The organism is Methylobacterium aquaticum (genome assembly GCF_016804325.1).
Taxonomy (GTDB): domain Bacteria; phylum Pseudomonadota; class Alphaproteobacteria; order Rhizobiales; family Beijerinckiaceae; genus Methylobacterium; species Methylobacterium aquaticum_C.
The window spans coordinates 6,096,955-6,115,990 of sequence record NZ_CP043627.1 but is presented as its reverse complement, the minus strand read 5'-3'; the positions used below and the strand labels follow the sequence as shown (position 1 = coordinate 6,115,990).

Genomic DNA, 19,036 nt, shown 5'->3' with positions numbered 1-19,036 from the left:
GTCAGAGCATCGGCGGCCGTGCCGCCAGGGTCGCGTCGGCGGCACCCGGTCACCAGGGAAGCGGCGCGCCGAACCGGTCGACGTAGCGCAGGCCCGCACGGCCCCGGTTCGCCTCGATCATGTCGACGACGCGCGGGATGCTCTCCTCGATCGAGAGCAGCGCGTCGCTGCCGCCCATCTCGGTCCGCACCCAGCCCGGGGCGACCAGCAGCACCGCGTGCCCGTCATCGGCGTGCTTGGCCGCGTAGCCCTTCATCAGCATGTTGAGCGCGGCCTTGCTGGAGGAATAGAGCTGCCACCCGCCCGTGGCGTTCGCGATGCTGCCGAGTTCCGAGGTCATGATCGCGATGGTGCCCCCGGCCGGCACCAGGTCGCGCAACAGTTCGGCCGCGCGCACGGGCGAGAACGCGTTGGTCAGCATCATGTCGAGGAAGTCCGCCTCGCTCGCGCTGGCCGGGCTCGCCTCGATGGCCCGCGCGATGCCGGCGTTGACGAACAGGACGTCGACGCGCCGTCCGTCGAGCCGCCGGCGGAGTGCCTGGATGGTGGCGGCCTGGTTGATGTCGACGCTCTCGACCTCGAGGCTGCCGGGAAAGCGGGCTGTCAGCGCGTCGAGGCCTGCGGAGTGACCGCGTGCCGTGGCGATCACGCGCGAGCCGCGCCCGAGCCATTCCTCCGCGAGCGCGAGCCCGAGGCCGCGCGAGGCGCCGACGACGAGTGCCGTAGCGTGCTGTGTCATGCGAAGCTCCTACGAATCTGCTGCCGATTCCATGGCGCACCAACTCTTCCGAGATGAGCGCCGATCTGTCAGAACAATCCGGACCTGAAGTCATGGAACGATCCGGAGTCATGGCCCGATGCCCTACGATGGCCGGCTGCTGGCCGGCGTGACGGTGCTCATGGCGGTGGTCGAGGCCGGGACCATGACCCGGGCCGCCGAGGCGCTCGGGCTGACCCAGTCGGGCGTGGGGCGCGCCATCCAGCGGCTGGAGGCCCGCCTCGGCGTACGCCTTCTCGATCGCACCACCCGGACCCTGCGGCTCACCGACGAGGGGCGGCTTTTCTGGGAGCGGGTCGGGCCGCTCCTCGACGGCATCGAGGCGGCGGCGCTCGACGCGGCGGGCAGTGCCCGGACGGTGCGCGGGCGCCTGAGAGTGAACGTCGATCCCTTCTTCTCGCGACTGGTCCTGTCGCGCGAGCTGGCGCGCTTCCTCGAGGCCCACCGCGAGTTGCGGCTCGAACTCATCATGCGCGACCAGATCGGCGACCTCGTCGCCGACGGCTTCGACATGGCGTTGCGCTTCGGCGAGCCGCCGGTCGTGGGTTTTCCGCCCGCAAGCTCCTGGAGACCCGGATCCTGACGGTCGCCTCGCCCGCCTACCTCGCGGCCCACGGCCGCCCGGCGCATCCGCGCGACCTCCTCGATCACGCCTGCATCGACTACCAGGACCCGCTCACCGGACGCCCGTTCGCATGGGAGTTCCGCCGCGGCGACGAGGTGCTGCTGGTGCGCCAGCCGGCGCGGCTGATGGTGTCGGACGTCGAGACGATGATCGGTGCCTGTTGCGAAGGGGCCGGCATCGCCCAGGTCATGCAGCTCGGCACCCGGCACATCCTCGGCCAGGGCCGGCTCGTCGAGATCTTCCCGGACTGGCCGGGCGAGACCTTTCCCCTCTACGCGATCTACCCGTCGCGGCACCACCGGGCCGCCAAGGTCCGGGTGTTCACGGAATGGTGCCTGACGCTGCTCGGCGGGGAGACCGAGCTCGATGCGGACGCGACGCGCTGACGGATGTCTAGGCAGAGTTGCACGGGGCAACTCTGCCTAGATTCTTGTTTTCGCATCATTTTCGTTGCCGAACCGGTGACCACTTCGGCGAATGATGCTTAGAACGCCGCCTTGCCGATCGAGGCGCCGCCATCGACGTGGAGCGTCTGGCCGGTCATGAACGCCGCCCCGTCCGACATCAGGAAGGCGATGGCCGCGGCGATCTCGTCGGGCCGGCCGAACCGCCCCATCGGCACGCCGGCGAGGTAGCGCCGCTCGCCTTCGCTGCCCGGCGGGTTGTTGGCGCGAAACAGCTCCGTCTCGGTCGGACCCGGCGCCACCGCGTTGACGGTGATCCCGGTCGCGGCGAGTTCGAGCGCCCAGGAGCGGGTGAAGCTGACGAGCGCCGCTTTCGCGGCCGCATAAGCCGTGCGCTCGACGCTGCCGAGGATCGTGAGGCTCGCGATGTTGACGATCCGGCCAAAGCCGCGCTGCCGCATCCCCGGCAGGGCCGCCTGCACCGCCTGGAGCGCGGGGTGGAGGTTGACGCGCAGCACCTCGTCGAGCGCCGAGAGTTCGACCGCTCCGAGCCGCTGCGGCCGCACGAGGCCGACATTGTTGACCACGCCGTCGAAGGCATGGCGCTGGGACAGGTCGGCGAGGATCGCCGCGGTCGCGGCGTCGTCGGCGAGGTCGGCCGCCACCAGCGTGCCGGGAAAGCCCTCGGCGCTGTGGCGCGCGAGGCCGACGACGTGATGGCCGTCGCCCGCGAGACGGTGCGCGAGGGCGAGCCCGATGCCCTTGCTGGCACCGGTGACGAGGAAGGTCCGGGACATCTCAGGTTTCCTTCTTGCGGGAGCGCCCGGCCGCCCCTTGCGGCCCGGGCGCGAGGGGTCAGGCGGCAACGGCGAGGGCCCTGCGGAGCACCGGCAGCATGTCCCCGGGCTCGGGCCGGCGGGTGTAGTCCGGGTTCACCTCGGCGTAGAGGATCGTCCCGTCCTGCCCGATCACGAAGCGTCCGGGCATCGGCAGGCTCCAGCTTTCGTCGCCGTTGAACGCCGGCAGGTCGTTCTTCAGGCTCTTGTAGAGCTCGACCAAGTAACTGGGCAGCGCGAAGCGCAGGCCGAAGGCGGCGGCCACCGCATTGTGCGGGTCCGACAGGATCGGAAAGGCGAGCGCGTTCTGGCGGACCGATTTTCGGCTGTTGGCCGCGCTCTGCGGCGAGATCGCCACGAGGCGCGCCCCGAGCCTCCGGAACTCCGGCAGGGCCTCCTGGAGCGCTTGGAGCTCCATGTTGCAGTAGGGGCACCACACCCCTCGGTAGAAGCTGACCACCAGCGGCCCGCGGGCCAGCAGGTCGGCGGAGGCGACGGGCCGCCCGTCGGGATCGTCGAGGGTGAAGGCCGGCGCCCGGTCGCCGGCCTTCAGGGCGCGGGCAGCGACTCCCGAAGCGATCAGCTCGGCAGTGGCCCTTCGCATCGTCTCGATCACGGAGGGCGGGACGTTGTAGGGCGGCTTGCCGGCCTGGAAATCGGCCTTGAAGGCATCGAGCTTGGCTTGGAGAGTCATGGATCGGCTCCTGAACGAAGGGTTGGGGGCACCAGCCATCCGCGTCGGGCTCAGGGCAGCTGCGGAGGCCTGCGGAGAGAGGACGGATCCCGGTCAGGCCTGCGGGACGAGGGCGTTCACCCGCTCGACCGCGCGCTGCACGGCGGGACGCGCCGACACGGCCTCGTACCAGCGGGCGACGTAGGGCATGTCGTCGAGGCCGACGCCCGCGAAGTCGCGCCGCCACAGCCAGCCGAAATGCGCAATGTCGGCCACCGTGAACGCGTCGCCGGCGACGAAGCAGCGCTCGGCCAGCACGCCGTCGAGCACGGCCAGCGTCCGTCTCGCCTCGGCCGAGAAGCGCGCGATGGCGAGGGGCTGCGGCTCGGAAGCCTGGCGCTGGAAGAAGCCGGCCTGGCCGAAGGCCGGTCCGAGCCCGGAGGCGTGGAAGAACAGCTGCTCGAACACCCGCGCCCGGCCCTCGCCGGCGGCCGGAAGCAGCTGGCCGCTCGTCTCGGCGAGGTAGACCAGGATCGCGGCGGATTCGGTCAGGACCAACCGGCCTCCGGCCGCAGCGGGATCGACCAGGACCGGCACCTTCGCGTTGGCGTTCAACGCGATGAAGTCCGGCGCCTTCTGCTCGCCGCGGCGCACGTTCACGCCGTGCAGGTGGTAGGGGAGACCGAGTTCCTCCAGCGCGATCGGCACCTTGATGCTGTTGGGCGTGGCGAAGGCGTAGACCTCGAACATGGCAACCGGGCTCCGGACGGGCCACCGCGGCTCTCGCGGTGGGAACGGTCACCGTGATGCTCCTCGGGCGATGGACGGGGCAGCCGGCCGGAGGCGATAACGCTCATTCCCAGGAGGAATGACCTCCCGGGAGCAACGATTGACGGGGGAAGCGACTTGGACCGCTACCAGGCGATGGCGACCTTCGTGCGGGTGGTCGAGGCCGGCTCGTTCTCAGGGGCCGCGCGGCTCCTCAACGTCGGCCAGCCCGCCGTCTCGAAGACGATCGCGCAGCTGGAGAACCGGCTTCAGGTCAGCCTGCTCCTCCGCTCGACCCACGGCCTGAGCCCGACGGAAGCAGGCCTGCGCTTCTACGAGCGGGCGCGGGCGGCCATCACTGAGGCCGACGAGGCTGAACTCGCCGCCCGCGGCGCGGGAGCCGGGCTCGCGGGCCGTCTGCGGGTGTCCGCGGCGACCACCTTCGCTCGGCTCCACGTGGTCCCGATGCTGCCGCGCTTCCTCGACCAGCATCCCGACCTCGACATCGAGGTGATCCTCGACGACCGGGTGATCGACCTCGTGAGCGAGGGGGTCGACCTGTCCCTGCGCATGGGGGCACTGCCGGATTCCGCTGCCGTGGCGCGCCGGCTCGCGACCGGCGCGCGCTCGGTGCTCGCCACCCCCGGCTACCTTGCCCGGGCGGGCGAGCCGCACGCGCCCGCGGATCTCGCCGAGCACGAGGCGGTGATCTACAGCCAGCAGCCCGAGATCTGGGCCTTCACCCGGGAGGGCACCGAGATCTCGGTGGCGGTGCGCGGGCGCGTGCGGGTCAGCGCGGCCGAGGGCCTGCGCGCGGCGGTCCTCGCTGACATCGGCCTCACCATCGCGTCCGACTGGATGTTCGCCCCCGAGCTCGCGAGCGGCGCGGTACGGCGGCTGCTCCTGCCCTGGAGCCTGCCCGCCATCGACCTGTGGGCGGTGTTCCCCACCGGGCGCATGGCGAGCACCAAGGCCCGGCTCTTCGCCGGCTTCGTCGAGGCGGTGATGGCGGACGCGGCCGCCCATTCCGCGCCGGCATAAGCCTTATCGCTACGCGCCGTCATCCGTCTCCGGGTGTAAGCCCTTAACTCGTCCTTACGCCGACCGGACCAGGGCCGGCACGACAACGAGGACAGCCTCCATGGCCCGCTTCGACAGCTACCGCGACGCCTTCCCCAATGCCCGCCTGACCCGCAAGCCGAACGGCGTTCTGGAGGTCGTGCTGCACAGCGAGGGCGGCAAGCTCGTCTTCGACGGCCACACCCACGAGCAATTCGTCGACCTGTTCCACGCCATCGGCGAGGACCGCGACACCCGCGCCGTGATCCTGACCGGATCGGGCGACGCGTTCATGGACGCGATCAGCCCCGAGGGCTTCGACTTCTTCACGCCCCAGGGCTACGACAAGATTTTTCGCGAGGGCCGCAAGGTGCTCGGCAACATCCTCGACATCGAGGTGCCGATGATCGCCGCGCTCAACGGCCCGGTGCTGCTGCACAGCGAGTACGCGCTCCTGACCGACATCATCCTGGCGACGCCCGAGACGGTGTTCCAGGATAAGCCGCACTTCGAGTTCGGCATCGTGCCGGGCGACGGGATGCATATCCTGTGGCCGGAGGTGATCGGCTCGATCCGCGGGCGGTACTTCCTGCTGACGCGGCAGATCCTCGATGCGCGGACTGCCCAGGATTGGGGCGTCGTCAACGAGATCGTCCCGCGGGACCGGCTGCTGGCGCGGGCGCACGAGATCGCCGACGGCATCGCCGCGCTGCCGCCGCTCACCGGACGCTACACCCGGATCGCGCTGACGCAGCGCCTGCGCCGGCTCGTCGAGGAAGGCACCGGCTACGGCTTGGCGCTCGAGGGCATCAGCGCCGCCGACGTGGCGAGGCGCATGGCCGCCCAGGCCTGAGCGTCGGCCCGCTCGGAACCGATGCACGGCTCACCGTGAGAGCGAGGAGAGCGCGATGAGCCGTTCTCGCGTTCGTACGGCCGCTGTCTCGTACCCTCGCGCTTTCGGACAGGTCTGTTCGAGGGTGCGACGTCGTCATGCAGATGATGTGACCGGCTGTCCGGCCGCCCGGGAAACGATCGTCCCGAGTCGAACGGCGGACCGGCTCCTACGCGTACGCGACGATGGTACCCAGGGATGCGCGAATGCGCGGCGTCGCGAAGTCGACTACGGCGCGCCCACCGGCTTCCGCGTGGCCATGGCGCACCCGGAGCGGGTGACCGCCCTCATCTCGCAGAACGGCAACGCCTACGAGGAAGGCTTGAGCGAGGGGTGGAACCCGATCCAGCGTTACTGGCGCGACCGGAGCGAGGCCAACCGGCAGGCCCTGCGCGAATTGCTGACCCCTGCCTCGATCCGCTGGCAGTACGAGCACGGCGTGCCCGACACGTCGCTGGTCTCGCCGGATGGGAGCGCCCTCGACGCCTGGTACATCCAGCGGCCGGAGGTCGACGAGATCCAGCTCGACCTGTTCGGCGACTATGCCAGCAACGTGGCGCTCTACCCCGCTTTCCAGACCTATTTCCGCACGCACCGGCCGAGGTTGCTGGTGATCTGGGGCCGGAACGACCCGTTCTTCCTGCCGGCCGGCGCGGAGGCGTTCCGGCGCGATATCCCGGATGCCCAGATCCGGTTCCTTGACACGGGGCACTTCGCCCTGGAGACCCATGCCGCTGTCATCGCGGAGGCCATCGCGGACTTCCTGCATGCCTGAAGAGGATTGTCAGGACGGCGTGGCTAGCTCCATCCTGACTTTCCGCCGGTTCGGGCAAGGCAATCGTCCCCGAAAGGAAGCTTTCCGTTGAGTGCTAGGCGCGACCCGGTACCTCGCTGGGGGCTCGCAGTGAACGTGGGGCGGGGGTCTCGGCGTGCCAGCCTACGTCCCCGTCGTTCTTCACCAACCGGACCGTGAGACCCTTCAAGGAGGCGAACCATGACGACAGGGACAATCCTTGCAGCCGCCACTGCCCTGATGCTTGGTCAGAGCTCTTCTAAGCCGCTTCCCTCGATTGCGGCCACGACGACGTACCATCGCGTCGCGGTCGACGGCGTCGGCATCTTCTACCGCGAGGCCGGTCCACGGGACGCGCCCACTATCCTGCTACTGCACGGCTACCCGTCGTCGTCGCGGCAATGGGACTCGCTGCTGCCACTGCTCGCTGACCGCTACCACCTGATCGCCCCCGACTACCCGGGATTCGGTCAGAGCGACGCACCATCGCCCGCGCAATACGCCTACACGTTCGACAACTTGGCGGCGACGATGGCGGAATTGGTCGCTCACCTCGGTCTCGAACGATACACGCTCGTCATGCAGGATTATGGGGGTCCGGTCGGCTTCCGCATGGCGATGGCCCGCCCCGAGCGGGTGAGCGCGCTGATCATCCAGAATGCCAACGCCTACACGGAGGGCCTCGGTGCCAAGTGGCGGGGCATCGCCCGGTACTGGGCCGATCCCACGTCCCATCCCGAGCAGGTCGACGCCTTTACCTCGCTCGAGGGTGCCAAGCAGCGCCACCTCGGGACGAGCCCCAATCCCGAGCGCTACAACCCGGACTTATGGAGGGACGAGCACGCCATCCTGGGTCGCCCGGGCGAGCGGGAGATCCAGGCGGCACTCCTCTACGACTATCGCACGAACGTCGCATCCTATCCGGCCTGGCAAGCCTGGATGCGCAAGCATCCGCGGCCGGCCCTCATCCTCTGGGGGCGCTACGACCCCTCCTTCATCGTGCCAGGAGCAGAGGCCTATCTGCGTGATATGCCGAACGCGGAACTTCATCTCCTTGATGCCGGGCACTTCGCATTGGACGAGGCTACGGACGATGTCGCGCGACTGACTCGGGACTTCCTCGGCCGTATCACTGCCGCGGTACCGTGATCGGCCGACTGCCACCCGACTTTAAGCCCAGTAAGGATTCAATCGGGACAACGGCGACGCTGTCCTCAGCATTCAATTTCGAAAATGTGCGCCGACGATTGCAATGTCCGCTCACAAGTGGCAAGCAGCTCAAGTACTGCTGTACGCTGGAAGTCCGCTTATGGCGCACAGCTGAACAAGCAGCATGCGAACTGCCGACCTCATGTAGTCCTTCGATGGTAGCAGCTGGAAGGTTCGCACGAGGTCGGCAGCATGGATTGTGCAAGCCTCCCCGATAGAAGTCGCCGGCTGCGAGGCGATCATGCGCCAGGACGGTCACCACCTGCCGCTTCGTGGCATGCATCACGATCGGGTCGTTTCAGCATGTGTACCGGCCGCGCTCCACAGGCCGGACATCTCTGAGCCGAGGCCCTGAGCAACTGCGGGAGCCAACGATGGTCCCCAAGGACTACCACAAATTCGAGAACTCGAATGCGCCCGCCCCTCCCAATTAGATGGGTAATCGATGCGGCTGTGCATTAACATGACGGAACCGCCCCCCTAAAATATGCCAACACTCATCATATCTAATCTTAGTCCGCCGATGCGCACTATAACCCTATCCATTATTTTCTGCGCGACATAGGAGGGGCTTATATTGCGCGACTCAACTATTCACGAAAAGCCACCTTGCAAGCCTCCAGTCGCCACAAGCTTACGCACTTGACGGAGCACCTTAGGTTGCGCCGGGATCATGCTCTGCGCAGCGGACGTAAAGAGATATTCAACGCGAGCACTGTGACTTTGAAATACACCAAGGATCCGCCGCCAGTCGTGTCCTGCTGTCGGCATCAGGAGAGCCAAGTCTACACATGTCATTATAATATCGGATTTGGTGGCACGCTTACTGCGACGTCCTATCCCTCGAGCTGACATTGAATGCTGCATCATGATACAAGACCAGTCATCGCCCTGCAGATCTTCATTCATGCCATCGTCTTCATAGGCCAATCGAGCTATTCGTATTCCCTCAGAGAGCTCGGCAATTTCATCGTCAGAGAGCGCTGCATAGACGGCTGCGGCTATTTCGATGTAATCAGACATTAGATTGGATGTCGCAAGTTTCGTTGTGCACATGCTTCACATAAAATATTTTCCCGACTCTTAATGGTCACAAAATCACCGGGCTACATCGGTAGAACCAATGCAAATATCGATAGTAATTTAAACATTTTTGATTGAATATTGACGGTTATTGTTGATGTCACTTACCAAAAGATACCGCCTCGGGGCCGCAGGGGTGTGAGAGCCTGAGCGATGCGCTCGATCCAACTTGATCTGGATACGCCAATTTCTATTGCGACGCGGGACCCCATCGGCAGATCGCTGGGCCGCATGCGGCATCACGTGGGCCGGCGCGGGTGGCCGAGGGGCAGCAGACGACGCTGGACGGTGAGGTTGGCTCAACGGCGAGGGCATCTGACGCGGTGGGCCCTACTGAGGGAGGTGGGCAAAGTCTCAGGAGGGCGCGCCGATATGGGCAGGGCCCCCAAGGCATGTCGCTCTCATCGCCGTCACGAAGGGAATCCCAAAGTGGCACGGCGACCGATTCGCCCCGGTAAGATCTTGTTATGAGGTTGTGGCTCCCTCCCGCGATGTGTCACGGGATATAGGTATGGTCTTTAGACGGGTCCCCGGGGATCGCCTGGAACCATCCCCTAGGAAGCCACGGTTCCGCCCTGTCTCCCCCCTTGTGCCCACCCGTCGTTCGCGGGACCATCTGCCTGCCGAGTATTCGCCTCGCCCCCGGACGTGCTGCCCCGGTGTCGATGGCCTCAGACAGGAACCGTCGTGGACACCACCCTTATGCCGCTGGGCGGCCGTCCTGCCTGCCTCAACGAGGTGGACAGGCTCCTCCCTACCTCCCTCGTCTCACCCGCCCTGCATGCCTCCCTGATCCTCCCTGAGGGCAGGAAGGGCATCGTCGTCCTCGGCGGCCGTCGCCCCCACCTCGACGCGCACGGCAACGAGGAGTGGCGATGGTTCAACGTGGGCGCCACGGCCTCTGAGACCCGCGAGGCCATCTACCGGCACAACCCGTCCTTCATCACCCTCAACGCCTTTACGCCCCGCCCCCAGCGAGGCTACGACGATTACCGGACGGGGCCCTGCAAGCGGGTCGCGAACGTCGCCGCCTTCGGTGCCGTGTGGCTCGACCTCGACACCTACAACAAGGCCGCCTGGAAGGACGCCTCCGAGACGGGCGTCGTCTGGGAGATCCTCGACCGGCTGGCGCAGGCGGGACCTCGGCTCGGCATCCCGCAGCCCAGCTACATCGTCAGGTCCGGTGCAGGGTATCACGTGGTCTGGCTCACGGAGGCCGTGCCCGCCAAGGCCCGCCAGGCTTGGAACGCCCTGCAGACGACCCTCGGCGACCTCTTCATCGACATGGGCAGGGACAAGGCCGTGATGCCCGCCTCCGCCAACCTGCGGCTCGTAGGGACGATGAACAGCGGCAACCCCGTCCGGATGATCTGGCCGTCGACAGTGGGCGAGATCGTCCGCCACTCGTTCCGGGACCTGTGCCGCGCCGCCTTCCCCTACACCCCCGAGCAGGTCGCGACGTATAAGGCTGAGAAGGCCGCCGCCAAGGCCGTCAGGAAGGCCGCTGCTGCCACCAGGATCCACTCCGGACAATCGCCCGTCTTGACCGGCCAGACCTACTACCGAACGCTCCAGCGCGACGTGGAAGCCCTCTGCCGGGGACGGTACCCGCACGGCGTCTCGAAGGGCGAGCGGAACCAGTGGCTCCTCGCCCTCTCCACGGTCTGGGCCTGGACGATGGACCCGAAGGCCCTGCGCGAGCGGATCGCCGAGTGGGCCCCCCACCTCAACCTGTCGGTCGCCACGGCTCTGACGCAGGCGGGGAGCGTCATCCGCCGGGCCGAGGCGCAGGACCGCTCGGACGTGCCTCTGGGCAAGCGCGGGCGCTATCCGGTCGGGCCGAAGAAGCTCGGTGCCGAGCTCGGCGTCACCGTCACCGAAGCCCGCCGCTTCGACCTCCGCATGATGATCCCGGCCGCGATGAAGAGGGATCGGGCCGCCGAACGTCAGGAGAAGAGCCGCCGGGCCCGCGGGGTGAAGCCGCGCGACGCGATGCAGGACGCGCGCCTCGCCATCGGCCAGCAGGCCCTCTCCCTGATGGCGCAGGGCCTCAACAGGGCGGCGGTGATGGAGAGGCTTGGGGTGAAGAAGGCCTATCTCGACAAGGCCATGTCCGAGGCCCGGGCGGTGGCTGCGGCCGCCTCCGTGCCTAAGCCCAAGCGTCCCCGCGCCGAGCCTGGGATCGAGCCCGCATCGGAACCTGTCGAGGCCGTCGAAGCAGCCTCCCGCGAAGTGTCACGGTATATTGCGCGTGACGAAGAAGAGGCGGGTGTCCTTGAAGGATGCGGGGCCGGCGCCTATCCTGGGCCTGTTCACGACGTGGCAGCACCGCATCGAGACCCGCAACCCGCCGAGCAGCTCAGGCCGCTCGGCGGGTTGTCGCGTTCAGGGCCCTACGCCGGCCGCGTGCCGGTCGTGCCTCTGTTCCTGAGGCACCTGCACCGCGCGTGACGTAGAAGGCGTGACGGGACTGAGCCTACGGTCCTGTCCATGGCTCTCCCCGTCAACATCGGCTCGGACATCTGCGACGTCATCGGCGCCGTCCAGGAGGCTTTCCTGGCCGAGCTCTCCCTCAAGCGCTATCGGCAGGCTTGTGCGTCGGCGGTGTCGGAGGCCACCCGGATCGCCGCCGAGGGCGCGACGGACGCGATCCCGGCAACGTTCTCGAACCCCATGCCCTGGATGATGCGGGCGTTCTCCTATACCCGCACGCTTGATTGGGGAGGCGACGAAGTCGAGGCCAGCGTCAACGCCCTGCCGAGCCAGTCCATCGTGATGAAGTACGCCATGGGTGGCGCGTACGGCAGGCGCAATCTAAGCTTTAGAAAAGGCGAAGGGCTTGCCAGCAGCGGATCCATGGCAAAGGCGGACTACCATCGGAACGCGCTGCGCATCCTGTTCATCCTGGCGCGCGGCAGCCGGCCGGTCCCCGATGCCGGGGTGGAGGGGTTCGACCGCGTGTTCACCGGCGAGAGCCGGGTCCATGCCCTCGACTTCTGGATGCGCTACCCGGACTACCTCGCCGACGAGCTCCTGACCCTGTTCGAGGCGACGAGCGATCCGTCCTACCTCGACGAGGCACGTCGGATCTTCGACCAGGAAGAGCCGGACCTGCGCCGGGTGCCGATGCTGCGGTTCTACTTCGGCGCCTACGAGCCCCTGGACACGGTGCTGGGTATCCTCAAGTCGCGGGGTCTGGTCCTGCCGCGGTCTCGCGTCACTGCCATGGGCCGCAAGGGCCACGAGTTCCTGGTCTCGCCGAGAGCAGTGGAGCTCTTGGACCGCATGGTCGCCGAGTTGTCTCCCCTCGGCTGGTACGAGGACCGCGTCGCGCTGGTGCTGAAGGTGGCGGGAAGCCGGGGCGGCTTCACGCTCAAGACCCGCCAGCATGAGCGGCGGGAGTACCATGACACGAAGGTCGACGATCTCATCCCGACGACCGCCGGACGGGTCCGCCGTCGCCTCGAAACGATCCTGGAGAAGGCATGATGTCGGGTGACGGCGCGCAGGACGGCCCGGACGCCTTGCTGGCCGCCATTGCAGAGAAATGCGGCCGCTCCGTCGAGGACACGCGCTCGGTGCTGACACGTCACGGCATAGGCATCACGCGAAGCCTCGCCGTTCCCAAGCGCCTCTGCCTGCGCTCGCTATCGTTCTCCGGGGAGAAGAAGGGAGGGAAGGCCGCGGGCACGATCGCGTTCGACTGGCCCGAGATCGGCCCCGGGATCTGGGGCATCACCAGCGGGCGCAACCTTCGCGGCAAGTCCACGGTGCTCGGGATCATCCGCTGGTGCCTGACCGGCAAGCGGAGCGGGATCCCGGCCGAGATGGCCGAGTGGTTCGCGGCGGTGCGGCTGACCTTCACGCTCGACAACGAGCTGTACGAGGTCGAGATCGCGAATGCCGTCGCGGTGAGGGGCACCCTGTGGCGAGGCGTCGACGATGCCCGCCGGGTTCAGGCGACCTTCGGTTCCGAGGACGGCTTCAAGGCCGCGATGTCGGACCTGTTCATGATGCAGCTCGGGCTTTCGCCGCTCGTCACGCACACGGTCCGGCCGACCGGCGAGAGCCTGGACCAGCCCCACGACTGGGCGTTCTTCGCCGGGGCGATGTCGATCGAGCCCAATCCGGAATATCTCTTTGGCACCGTCGCGATGTCGGCCCTGCCGACGCGGATGATGCAGATGTTCTTGGGTATCCCCTGGACGAGCACGAATGCCGACCTCGTCGCCGCCAAGGGCCGGTTGAGGAACCAGGCGACGCAGAGCCGCGCCGTCGCCAAGGGCCTCGCGGACCGGCGCAAGAACCGGATCGAGGCCCTGGGGAAAGCCGTCGCGGCTGCCGAGGCGGAGCTTCGAACGCTTCACACGCCGGCCGCCGACAGGGCTGCGCTTGCCGTGGCCAACCAGGTGTATGCCAAGCTTGAGGCGCGCCGGCGTGCGGCGGAGGCGAAGCTCGCCGCGGTTGAGGCCGATGTCGCGGCGGCGTCCGAGGCGGCGGCGCATGCGGGACGCCTCCTGCAGGACTTCACCGATGACCGCGCCGCCGGCATGGTCTTCCGTGCGCTCGAACCGGTGTGTTGTCCGCGCTGCGACGAGGTATTCGCCGAGGACCGGCGCGCGGCCACGCGGAACGAACACGCCTGCGTGGTGTGCCGCACCGCGGAGGCGCCGGAACAGGATCCGTCCGAGGCCGAGGAAAGGTTGCGGGCCGCCGCCGATCTCGCCGCGGGCGAACTGTACTACCAGCGCAGGCGGCTGCGGTTGGCGGGGGAGGCGTTGGGGAGCGCCGATACGGCGAGCAAGGACGCCGAGAAGGTTTGCGCCGGGATCGAGGCTCGGCTTGCCGCACCCTCGCGCCGCACCGAGCTGGAGGCGGAGCTCATCGGGAACAAGGCGCGCCTGGAGGAGCTGGACGCGGAGGGCGAGGTCTCCTCCGGGCAAGACGACGACGGCTCGGTCATCGAGGCCGCGCTGGTCGTCGTCGAGGACGCCTTCAAGCCTCTTCAGGAGAGCGTGCTGAAGGAGGTCTCCGACCTGATCCTCAAATACGCCGTGCTGTTCGGCGTCGAGAACCTGGAGGAGACGAAGCTGTCCGGGAACACCACCCTCCGGCTCGTCAAGGCCGGGGTGCGTACGTCCTTCGGCAGCCAGACGGCCGGCGAGAGGGCACGATTGAAGATTGCGGCCACGCTTGCGATCATCACCGTGGCGGAGCGTCGTGGGGTCGGGCGCCATCCCGGCCTCCTGCTGATCGACTCCCCCGGGGCGAACGAGATGGTAGCTCAGGACTACGACAAGCTGGTCGCCGGCCTCGCCGGCCTCCCGGCGGAGTTCCGGCACCTCCAGGTATTCGTCGCCGCGGTCGAGAGCCCAACCATCCGGGAGCACATCCCGGAGAAGCATCGGAAGCGCGCGGTCGGCGACGATTATCTCTGGTAGCGGCCATGCATGCCCTGGAACGAGGCATGGCCGACCTCCTCTCGGCCGGTCGTCGGCCGCGGCTCGCCGATTTCGGGGGCCTAGACGGGGTCGTCGCCGAGGCCGCGGCGCTTTGCTGATCGCCCTTCGCTCCCGACTTCCTTGCCGTCGTGCTCGATGGCGCCGACCGCGAGGATGCCGCGGCCCGGACGTTCGTGTCCGCCCTGGCGGCCCACCCGCGCGACGACTTGGCCCTGAACGGCATGGTCGACGCGATTGCGGAGCGTGCCCCGCTCGCGGACGACGCGGAGCGCACCTGCTTCGCGTCGTGGCTCGCCATCGCCCGTGACCGCGAGCGCCCGCCGAGCCTTCGAACGGCCGCCCTGCGCGGAGCGCTCCTAATGAAGGGGACGGATCCCCGTAGGGGGGCGAGGTTGGCCGGCGAGATCGCGGCGATCGAGCCTGATGATGAGGCCTCTTACATCGCCCACGCGGCGCGGATCGGCGGCCTGTTGCATGCCGAGGCCCCCAGTCCCGGCGTGACCGCCTTCCTTGAAGACGCGGCGAGAGTGGACGGCGCCGCCGACGAGGCCTCGTTCGAGCTCGGCATGATCGATGTGCGGGAGATCTTCGCGGCCGCCGACCCGGTATCGGCGAGGGAGCGGATCCGGATCGCCCGCGTCCGGTTCGAGCGTGCGATCTCCGAGAGGGGGGCCCGATCCGACGCCCACGTGCTCTCGCTGTCTCTCGGCCTCCTCGCCGACTTCGAGGAAGGGCATCCGGCCGGCCTGAGGGAGCGCCTGCGCGAGGTCGAGTTGGAGGCGTTCGCCCATGCGGAGTACGCGGCCTACGAAGACGGCTTCCTGTCGGGAGCCCGGAAGACGGCGGTCGCAGCTTGGGCCTTCATGGCGCTTCGTCTCGGGGCACTTACGGACAGCCTGGAGGAGCCCTCCTGGAACGAGGCCCGTAGGGTCGTCGAAGAGGAGCTTTTGGCGGTCTACTCGGCGAGCCGCTCCATCTTCAGGATGGGCGCGGACGGGGGGCTCGAATGGCTGGTGCGGCCCCGGATCGAACGCTCCGTCCGCACCACAGCAGGGCAACTGCACCATCTCCGGCGGTGGCTTGCCGGTGCCGGCGAGGCCCGGCTCGGGGATGAGGCGCGGGGATTGATCGCGCGGATCGACGAGGCCCTGACCGGGGTCCCGGCGCCGGACCCTCGTGACGCGGCAGCCGCGAGCCCCTCGGTTGCCGCGATACTGGAGGGCGCGCGGATCCCGCATGAGGTCAGCAGGCGCATCGCCGCGCAGTTCGTGAGCGATACCAACAGCGTCGAGCTGAACGAGATGTCCCCGCAGATCGAGGAGGCCCTCGCCCGGACGGAGCTCACCTTCGAGCAGATAGCGGACTACGCGGAAGATCGACGGGCCAAGCGCATCATGAGGGCGGTCATCTGGCAGACTTTCCTGTTCCTGGAGAGCCGGCTCGATGCCACCGTCGGGCAGGATCCGACGGTCGAGTACCTCTTCGCCATCCCGGGGCGGGACGATCCGGCTGAGAAGGACCTGCAACAGGACTACCTGCGGCACCTGCAGACGAAGAAGCTGGGGTCGCTCGACGAGGTCAGGGGCGTGGGCGGCGGCCGATCCGACATCTGGCACAGGCTGCGTGGCGTCCGCTTCATCACGGAGGTCAAGAAGGAGACTGAGGATGCGTCGTTCGAGGCATTGCAAGCGGCTTACGGCGACCAGGCGAGCATGTACGGAACGACGAACGTTCCTATCGCCATCCTCCTGGTCTTGGACCTGACGACGCGGGAGGGGCGCGCGGATCACCTGGCGAAGCTCTATCGCCCGGTCACGGGTAACCTCTTCGGCGACGGCACGCAACGGGGCCTGTTGATCATCCGTGTCCCGGCTCGTCGTATCGCCCCGAGCGTACGAACCGTTGCGGCCAAGCGAGCGATCCCCGGGCGGCGAAAGGCGTCGATGACGATGGGGATGAAATCCCATCGTCTGAGGAAGGCCGGATCATCGTCTGCGGCGCTGCAAGGGCTAGGGGCGTATCTCAGAACCTAAGCGGAAACCCTCCAAGATTCTGCTTTAAACCATTGACTATAAACAAGAAAATTGCTCTCAGCGGGATCCCTGTCGACGCTGATCGGAACCCCGCCTCAGGGAGATTTCCAATGTAGCATCAACGGTTTGTTCCTGATCCGGTTCGGGGCCCCACTTCGACGTTGATCCACACCCAGGGGCGGCCGGTTCGGGACGGGGCAGGCAGCGGCTGCGCGAATACGGCCCTTTCAGCGTCGCTCAGGCAGGTTGTGTAGGCGGCTCCCGCACGCGAGGTCAGCGCGAGCGGCGGGCGTCCACGTCGGGCCTCTCGGGTGACCGCCGATAACTTCCCTAACGCTCGCGACGCCTGTCGCTCATCCAAAGCCTAAGCTTGAACACCCACTCTGAAACAAGGTCTCAGATACGAAAATCTACTTTTCAAAGACCGGCATCGGCCCCACCCTTCAGGGTAACGGGGATGGTGAGGTAGCGCACGCCGTTGGCCTCGGCGGGCGGGAACTTGCCGGCCCGGATGTTGACCTGGATCGAGGGGAGCAGCAGCCGGGGCGCGGCCAGGGTGGCATCGCGTGCTGTGCGCATCGCCGTGAACGCCTCCTCGCTCACACCCTCTTTGACATGGACATTGCCGGCCCGTTGCGCGGCCACCGTCGTCTCCCAGGCATAGGCGTCCCGCCCGGGCGCCTTGTAGTCGTGGCACATATGAAGGATCGTCTCGGGCGGCAGCGACAGCAGGCGACGGATCGAACGGTAGAGCGCATGCACGTCGCCACCGGGAAAGTCCGCCCGGGCGGTGCCGAAATCGGGCATGAACAGGGTGTCGCCGACGAAGACGTGGTGGTCGATCCGGTAGCAGATGTCGGCCGGAGTATGGCCCGGCGTGTACATCACCTCGACGGCGAGGTTGCCGATAGCGAAAGTCTCGCCATTGACGAAGAGGTGGTCGAAGTCGCTGCCGTCGGTCTTGAGGTCGACGGCGTTGAAGACCGGCCGGAATAACTTCTGGACCTCACGGATATGCTCACCGATGCCGATCTTAGCACCCGTCTTCGCCTTCACGTAGGGGGAACCCGAGAGGTGATCGGCATGGGCGTGGGTCTCGAGCGTCCAGACCACGGTGTAGCCGGCCTCGTCGGCGGCCTTCAGCATCGCCTCGACCGAGCGGGTATCAACGCTGCCGCTGTTGTGGTCGTAGTCGAGCACGGGATCGATGAAGGCGGCCTGCCGGGTCTCGGGGTCGGCGACGATGTAGCTCACCGTGTTGGTGGGCTCGTCGAAGAAGGCGCGGATGATCGGCTCGGACTGGGTCGAGGCGGACATGGCATGTCTCCGAATGCGAGAGGCGTTGATCAGGAGGCGCGAGGGCGGCGGCTGCGCGTGTCGATACCGAGCAGCGTATAGGCGGGACAGAACCCGACGACAGCGGTCAGGATCATCACGGCGCCGACGGCCAAGGCGGCGATCGCCCATCCGCCGGAGGCCATGGCTGCGCCGATCCCAGCGAGCAGGAGGCCGGCGACGAGGCGGAGGATGCGGTCCAGGGTTCCGATATTGACGTTCATCATGGTCTCCCGAACGGTGCTGGGGAGGAGCGCGACCAGGCGCGGCACCGACTGCCTGGCCGCGTTCCCGGTCACGGCGTCGCCGCGAAGGCGCCGGCGTTGCGGTAGAGCATGTATCCGGCGACCGCGAAGATGACGGTGGCGAACACCGTGTTGAGGGCGCCCTTGAAGCCGGCGAGCCGGTTGGCGAGCCGCATTCCGAGGAAGCCCCCGACCAGCCCACCGGCGATGAACTGCCCGGCGACGACCCAGTCGACCATGCCCGACAGGGCGTAGTTGAGCGCCGTGGCGAGGCCGAACGCGCCCACGGCGAAGAGCGAGGTGCCGACCGCGGTGATGAGCGGCATGCCGGTGGCGAAAACCAGGCCCGGAACGATCAGGAAGCCGCCGCCGATGCCGAAGAAGCCCGACAGCATCCCGACCCCGAAGGCGACACCGACCACTGTGCGGCTCGGCACCGGCCCGCATCCAACCGGCTCGGCGGTGCCGCCCGTCCCGCGCCGGCCGCGCAGCATGTGAAGGCCGACGACGACCATCAGGAGCGCGAACAGGAACAGCAGGCGCTGCCCGTCCACTGCCTTGCCGAGGGAGGAGCCGACGAAGGCGCCGAGGATGCCGATAAGGGCGAAGACCAGGGCGCAGCGCCACCGCACGTTGCCGGCCCTGGCATGGCCCGCGAGCGTCAGGAAGGCGTTGGCGGCCACCGCCAGCGCCCCGGTGCCGATGGCGAGATGCGGCTGCGCGACGCCGACGGCGTAGAGCAGGAGGGGCGTCGCGAGGATCGAGCCGCCCCCGCCGATCAGGCCGAGGGTGAAGCCGACCCCTGAGCCGGACAGGAGGGCAGGCAATGCGCTCATGGACG

At 67.7% G+C, this 19,036-nt stretch carries 15 protein-coding genes and 2 pseudogenes; 9 read left to right on the top strand and 8 right to left on the bottom strand.

Going from position 1 to position 19,036, the window contains the following annotated elements; all coding sequences use genetic code 11:
• Positions 1 to 49: 49 nt before the first annotated feature.
• Complete coding sequence (locus F1D61_RS28150; protein ID WP_048427943.1) at positions 50 to 739, bottom strand: SDR family NAD(P)-dependent oxidoreductase; 690 nt, start codon at positions 737 to 739, stop codon at positions 50 to 52.
• Between the two features lie 118 nt (positions 740 to 857).
• Between F1D61_RS28150 and F1D61_RS28145 the strand changes: the two are divergent.
• Positions 858 to 1,789 (top strand): annotated as a pseudogene (locus F1D61_RS28145) (LysR family transcriptional regulator).
• A 98-nt stretch (positions 1,790 to 1,887) separates the two neighbouring features.
• Here F1D61_RS28145 and F1D61_RS28140 read toward each other — a convergent pair.
• The 3 genes from F1D61_RS28140 to F1D61_RS28130 form a co-directional block, all read right to left on the bottom strand.
• Entirely contained in the window at positions 1,888 to 2,604 is a 717-nt protein-coding gene (locus tag F1D61_RS28140; protein ID WP_048427941.1) for an SDR family oxidoreductase, read from the bottom strand.
• Between the two features lie 58 nt (positions 2,605 to 2,662).
• Positions 2,663 to 3,337, bottom strand: coding sequence for a peroxiredoxin-like family protein (locus F1D61_RS28135; RefSeq protein ID WP_203155337.1), 675 nt, complete (start codon positions 3,335 to 3,337; stop codon positions 2,663 to 2,665).
• Positions 3,338 to 3,430: 93 nt separating this feature from the next.
• Positions 3,431 to 4,066, bottom strand: coding sequence for a glutathione S-transferase family protein (locus tag F1D61_RS28130; protein WP_048427939.1), 636 nt, complete (start codon positions 4,064 to 4,066; stop codon positions 3,431 to 3,433).
• A gap of 156 nt (positions 4,067 to 4,222) precedes the next feature.
• Between F1D61_RS28130 and F1D61_RS28125 the strand changes: the two genes are divergently transcribed.
• From F1D61_RS28125 to F1D61_RS28110, 4 genes and pseudogenes are all read left to right on the top strand, one after another.
• Positions 4,223 to 5,125 (top strand): LysR family transcriptional regulator, encoded by a 903-nt coding sequence (locus tag F1D61_RS28125; protein WP_203155336.1) that lies wholly within the window; start codon positions 4,223 to 4,225, stop codon positions 5,123 to 5,125.
• A 100-nt stretch (positions 5,126 to 5,225) separates the two neighbouring features.
• The gene (locus F1D61_RS28120) at positions 5,226 to 5,996 is read left to right on the top strand and encodes an enoyl-CoA hydratase/isomerase family protein (RefSeq protein ID WP_048427937.1); all 771 of its coding nucleotides are present in this window, start codon (positions 5,226 to 5,228) and stop codon (positions 5,994 to 5,996) included.
• 265 nt (positions 5,997 to 6,261) lie between these two features.
• A pseudogene (locus F1D61_RS28115) lies at positions 6,262 to 6,810 on the top strand (alpha/beta fold hydrolase); the annotation flags it as partial.
• A gap of 219 nt (positions 6,811 to 7,029) precedes the next feature.
• On the top strand, positions 7,030 to 7,977 hold the full coding sequence (locus F1D61_RS28110) for an alpha/beta fold hydrolase (protein WP_203155335.1): 948 nt from the start codon (positions 7,030 to 7,032) through the stop codon (positions 7,975 to 7,977).
• 654 nt (positions 7,978 to 8,631) lie between these two features.
• Here F1D61_RS28110 and F1D61_RS28105 read toward each other — a convergent pair.
• The gene (locus F1D61_RS28105) at positions 8,632 to 9,060 is read right to left on the bottom strand and encodes a hypothetical protein (protein ID WP_203155334.1); all 429 of its coding nucleotides are present in this window, start codon (positions 9,058 to 9,060) and stop codon (positions 8,632 to 8,634) included.
• Between the two features lie 747 nt (positions 9,061 to 9,807).
• Here F1D61_RS28105 and F1D61_RS28100 point away from each other — a divergent pair.
• The 4 genes from F1D61_RS28100 to F1D61_RS28085 all read left to right on the top strand — a co-directional run bounded on the left by F1D61_RS28100 (position 9,808) and on the right by F1D61_RS28085 (position 16,615).
• The gene (locus tag F1D61_RS28100) at positions 9,808 to 11,571 is read left to right on the top strand and encodes a hypothetical protein (RefSeq protein ID WP_203155333.1); all 1,764 of its coding nucleotides are present in this window, start codon (positions 9,808 to 9,810) and stop codon (positions 11,569 to 11,571) included.
• A 39-nt stretch (positions 11,572 to 11,610) separates the two neighbouring features.
• Positions 11,611 to 12,609 (top strand): hypothetical protein, encoded by a 999-nt coding sequence (locus tag F1D61_RS28095; RefSeq protein ID WP_203155332.1) that lies wholly within the window; start codon positions 11,611 to 11,613, stop codon positions 12,607 to 12,609.
• Positions 12,606 to 14,561: a hypothetical protein gene (locus F1D61_RS28090; protein ID WP_203155331.1), complete on the top strand. Its 1,956-nt coding sequence runs from the start codon at positions 12,606 to 12,608 to the stop codon at positions 14,559 to 14,561. Before F1D61_RS28095 ends, F1D61_RS28090 begins: the two co-directional genes overlap by 4 nt.
• A 149-nt stretch (positions 14,562 to 14,710) precedes the next feature.
• A complete protein-coding gene (locus F1D61_RS28085; protein ID WP_203155330.1) occupies positions 14,711 to 16,615 on the top strand; it encodes a hypothetical protein in 1,905 nt (634 codons plus the stop codon).
• 417 nt (positions 16,616 to 17,032) lie between these two features.
• On the opposite strand, the gene F1D61_RS28080 is transcribed toward F1D61_RS28085, so the two are convergent.
• The 3 genes from F1D61_RS28080 to F1D61_RS28070 are packed head-to-tail and all read right to left on the bottom strand — an operon-like array spanning position 17,033 to position 19,031.
• Positions 17,033 to 17,932 (bottom strand): MBL fold metallo-hydrolase, encoded by a 900-nt coding sequence (locus tag F1D61_RS28080; RefSeq protein ID WP_203155329.1) that lies wholly within the window; start codon positions 17,930 to 17,932, stop codon positions 17,033 to 17,035.
• A 29-nt stretch (positions 17,933 to 17,961) separates the two neighbouring features.
• Positions 17,962 to 18,249: a YgaP family membrane protein gene (locus F1D61_RS28075; protein WP_348649399.1), complete on the bottom strand. Its 288-nt coding sequence runs from the start codon at positions 18,247 to 18,249 to the stop codon at positions 17,962 to 17,964.
• Positions 18,246 to 19,031: a sulfite exporter TauE/SafE family protein gene (locus tag F1D61_RS28070; protein WP_203155328.1), complete on the bottom strand. Its 786-nt coding sequence runs from the start codon at positions 19,029 to 19,031 to the stop codon at positions 18,246 to 18,248. Before F1D61_RS28070 ends, F1D61_RS28075 begins: the two co-directional genes overlap by 4 nt.
• Positions 19,032 to 19,036: the final 5 nt, after the last annotated feature.

What these genes read in the sequence shown, in the direction of transcription:
- F1D61_RS28150 (WP_048427943.1), bottom strand. Translation starts at nt 739, where the DNA reads ATGACACAGCACGCTACGGCACTCGTCGTCGGCGCCTCGCGCGGCCTC.
- F1D61_RS28140 (WP_048427941.1), bottom strand. Translation starts at nt 2,604, where the DNA reads ATGTCCCGGACCTTCCTCGTCACCGGTGCCAGCAAGGGCATCGGGCTC.
- F1D61_RS28135 (WP_203155337.1), bottom strand. Translation starts at nt 3,337, where the DNA reads ATGACTCTCCAAGCCAAGCTCGATGCCTTCAAGGCCGATTTCCAGGCC.
- F1D61_RS28130 (WP_048427939.1), bottom strand. Translation starts at nt 4,066, where the DNA reads ATGTTCGAGGTCTACGCCTTCGCCACGCCCAACAGCATCAAGGTGCCG.
- F1D61_RS28120 (WP_048427937.1), top strand. Translation starts at nt 5,226, where the DNA reads ATGGCCCGCTTCGACAGCTACCGCGACGCCTTCCCCAATGCCCGCCTG.
- F1D61_RS28110 (WP_203155335.1), top strand. Translation starts at nt 7,030, where the DNA reads ATGACGACAGGGACAATCCTTGCAGCCGCCACTGCCCTGATGCTTGGT.
- F1D61_RS28105 (WP_203155334.1), bottom strand. Translation starts at nt 9,060, where the DNA reads ATGTCTGATTACATCGAAATAGCCGCAGCCGTCTATGCAGCGCTCTCT.
- F1D61_RS28095 (WP_203155332.1), top strand. Translation starts at nt 11,611, where the DNA reads ATGGCTCTCCCCGTCAACATCGGCTCGGACATCTGCGACGTCATCGGC.
- F1D61_RS28090 (WP_203155331.1), top strand. Translation starts at nt 12,606, where the DNA reads ATGATGTCGGGTGACGGCGCGCAGGACGGCCCGGACGCCTTGCTGGCC.
- F1D61_RS28080 (WP_203155329.1), bottom strand. Translation starts at nt 17,932, where the DNA reads ATGTCCGCCTCGACCCAGTCCGAGCCGATCATCCGCGCCTTCTTCGAC.
- F1D61_RS28070 (WP_203155328.1), bottom strand. Translation starts at nt 19,031, where the DNA reads ATGAGCGCATTGCCTGCCCTCCTGTCCGGCTCAGGGGTCGGCTTCACC.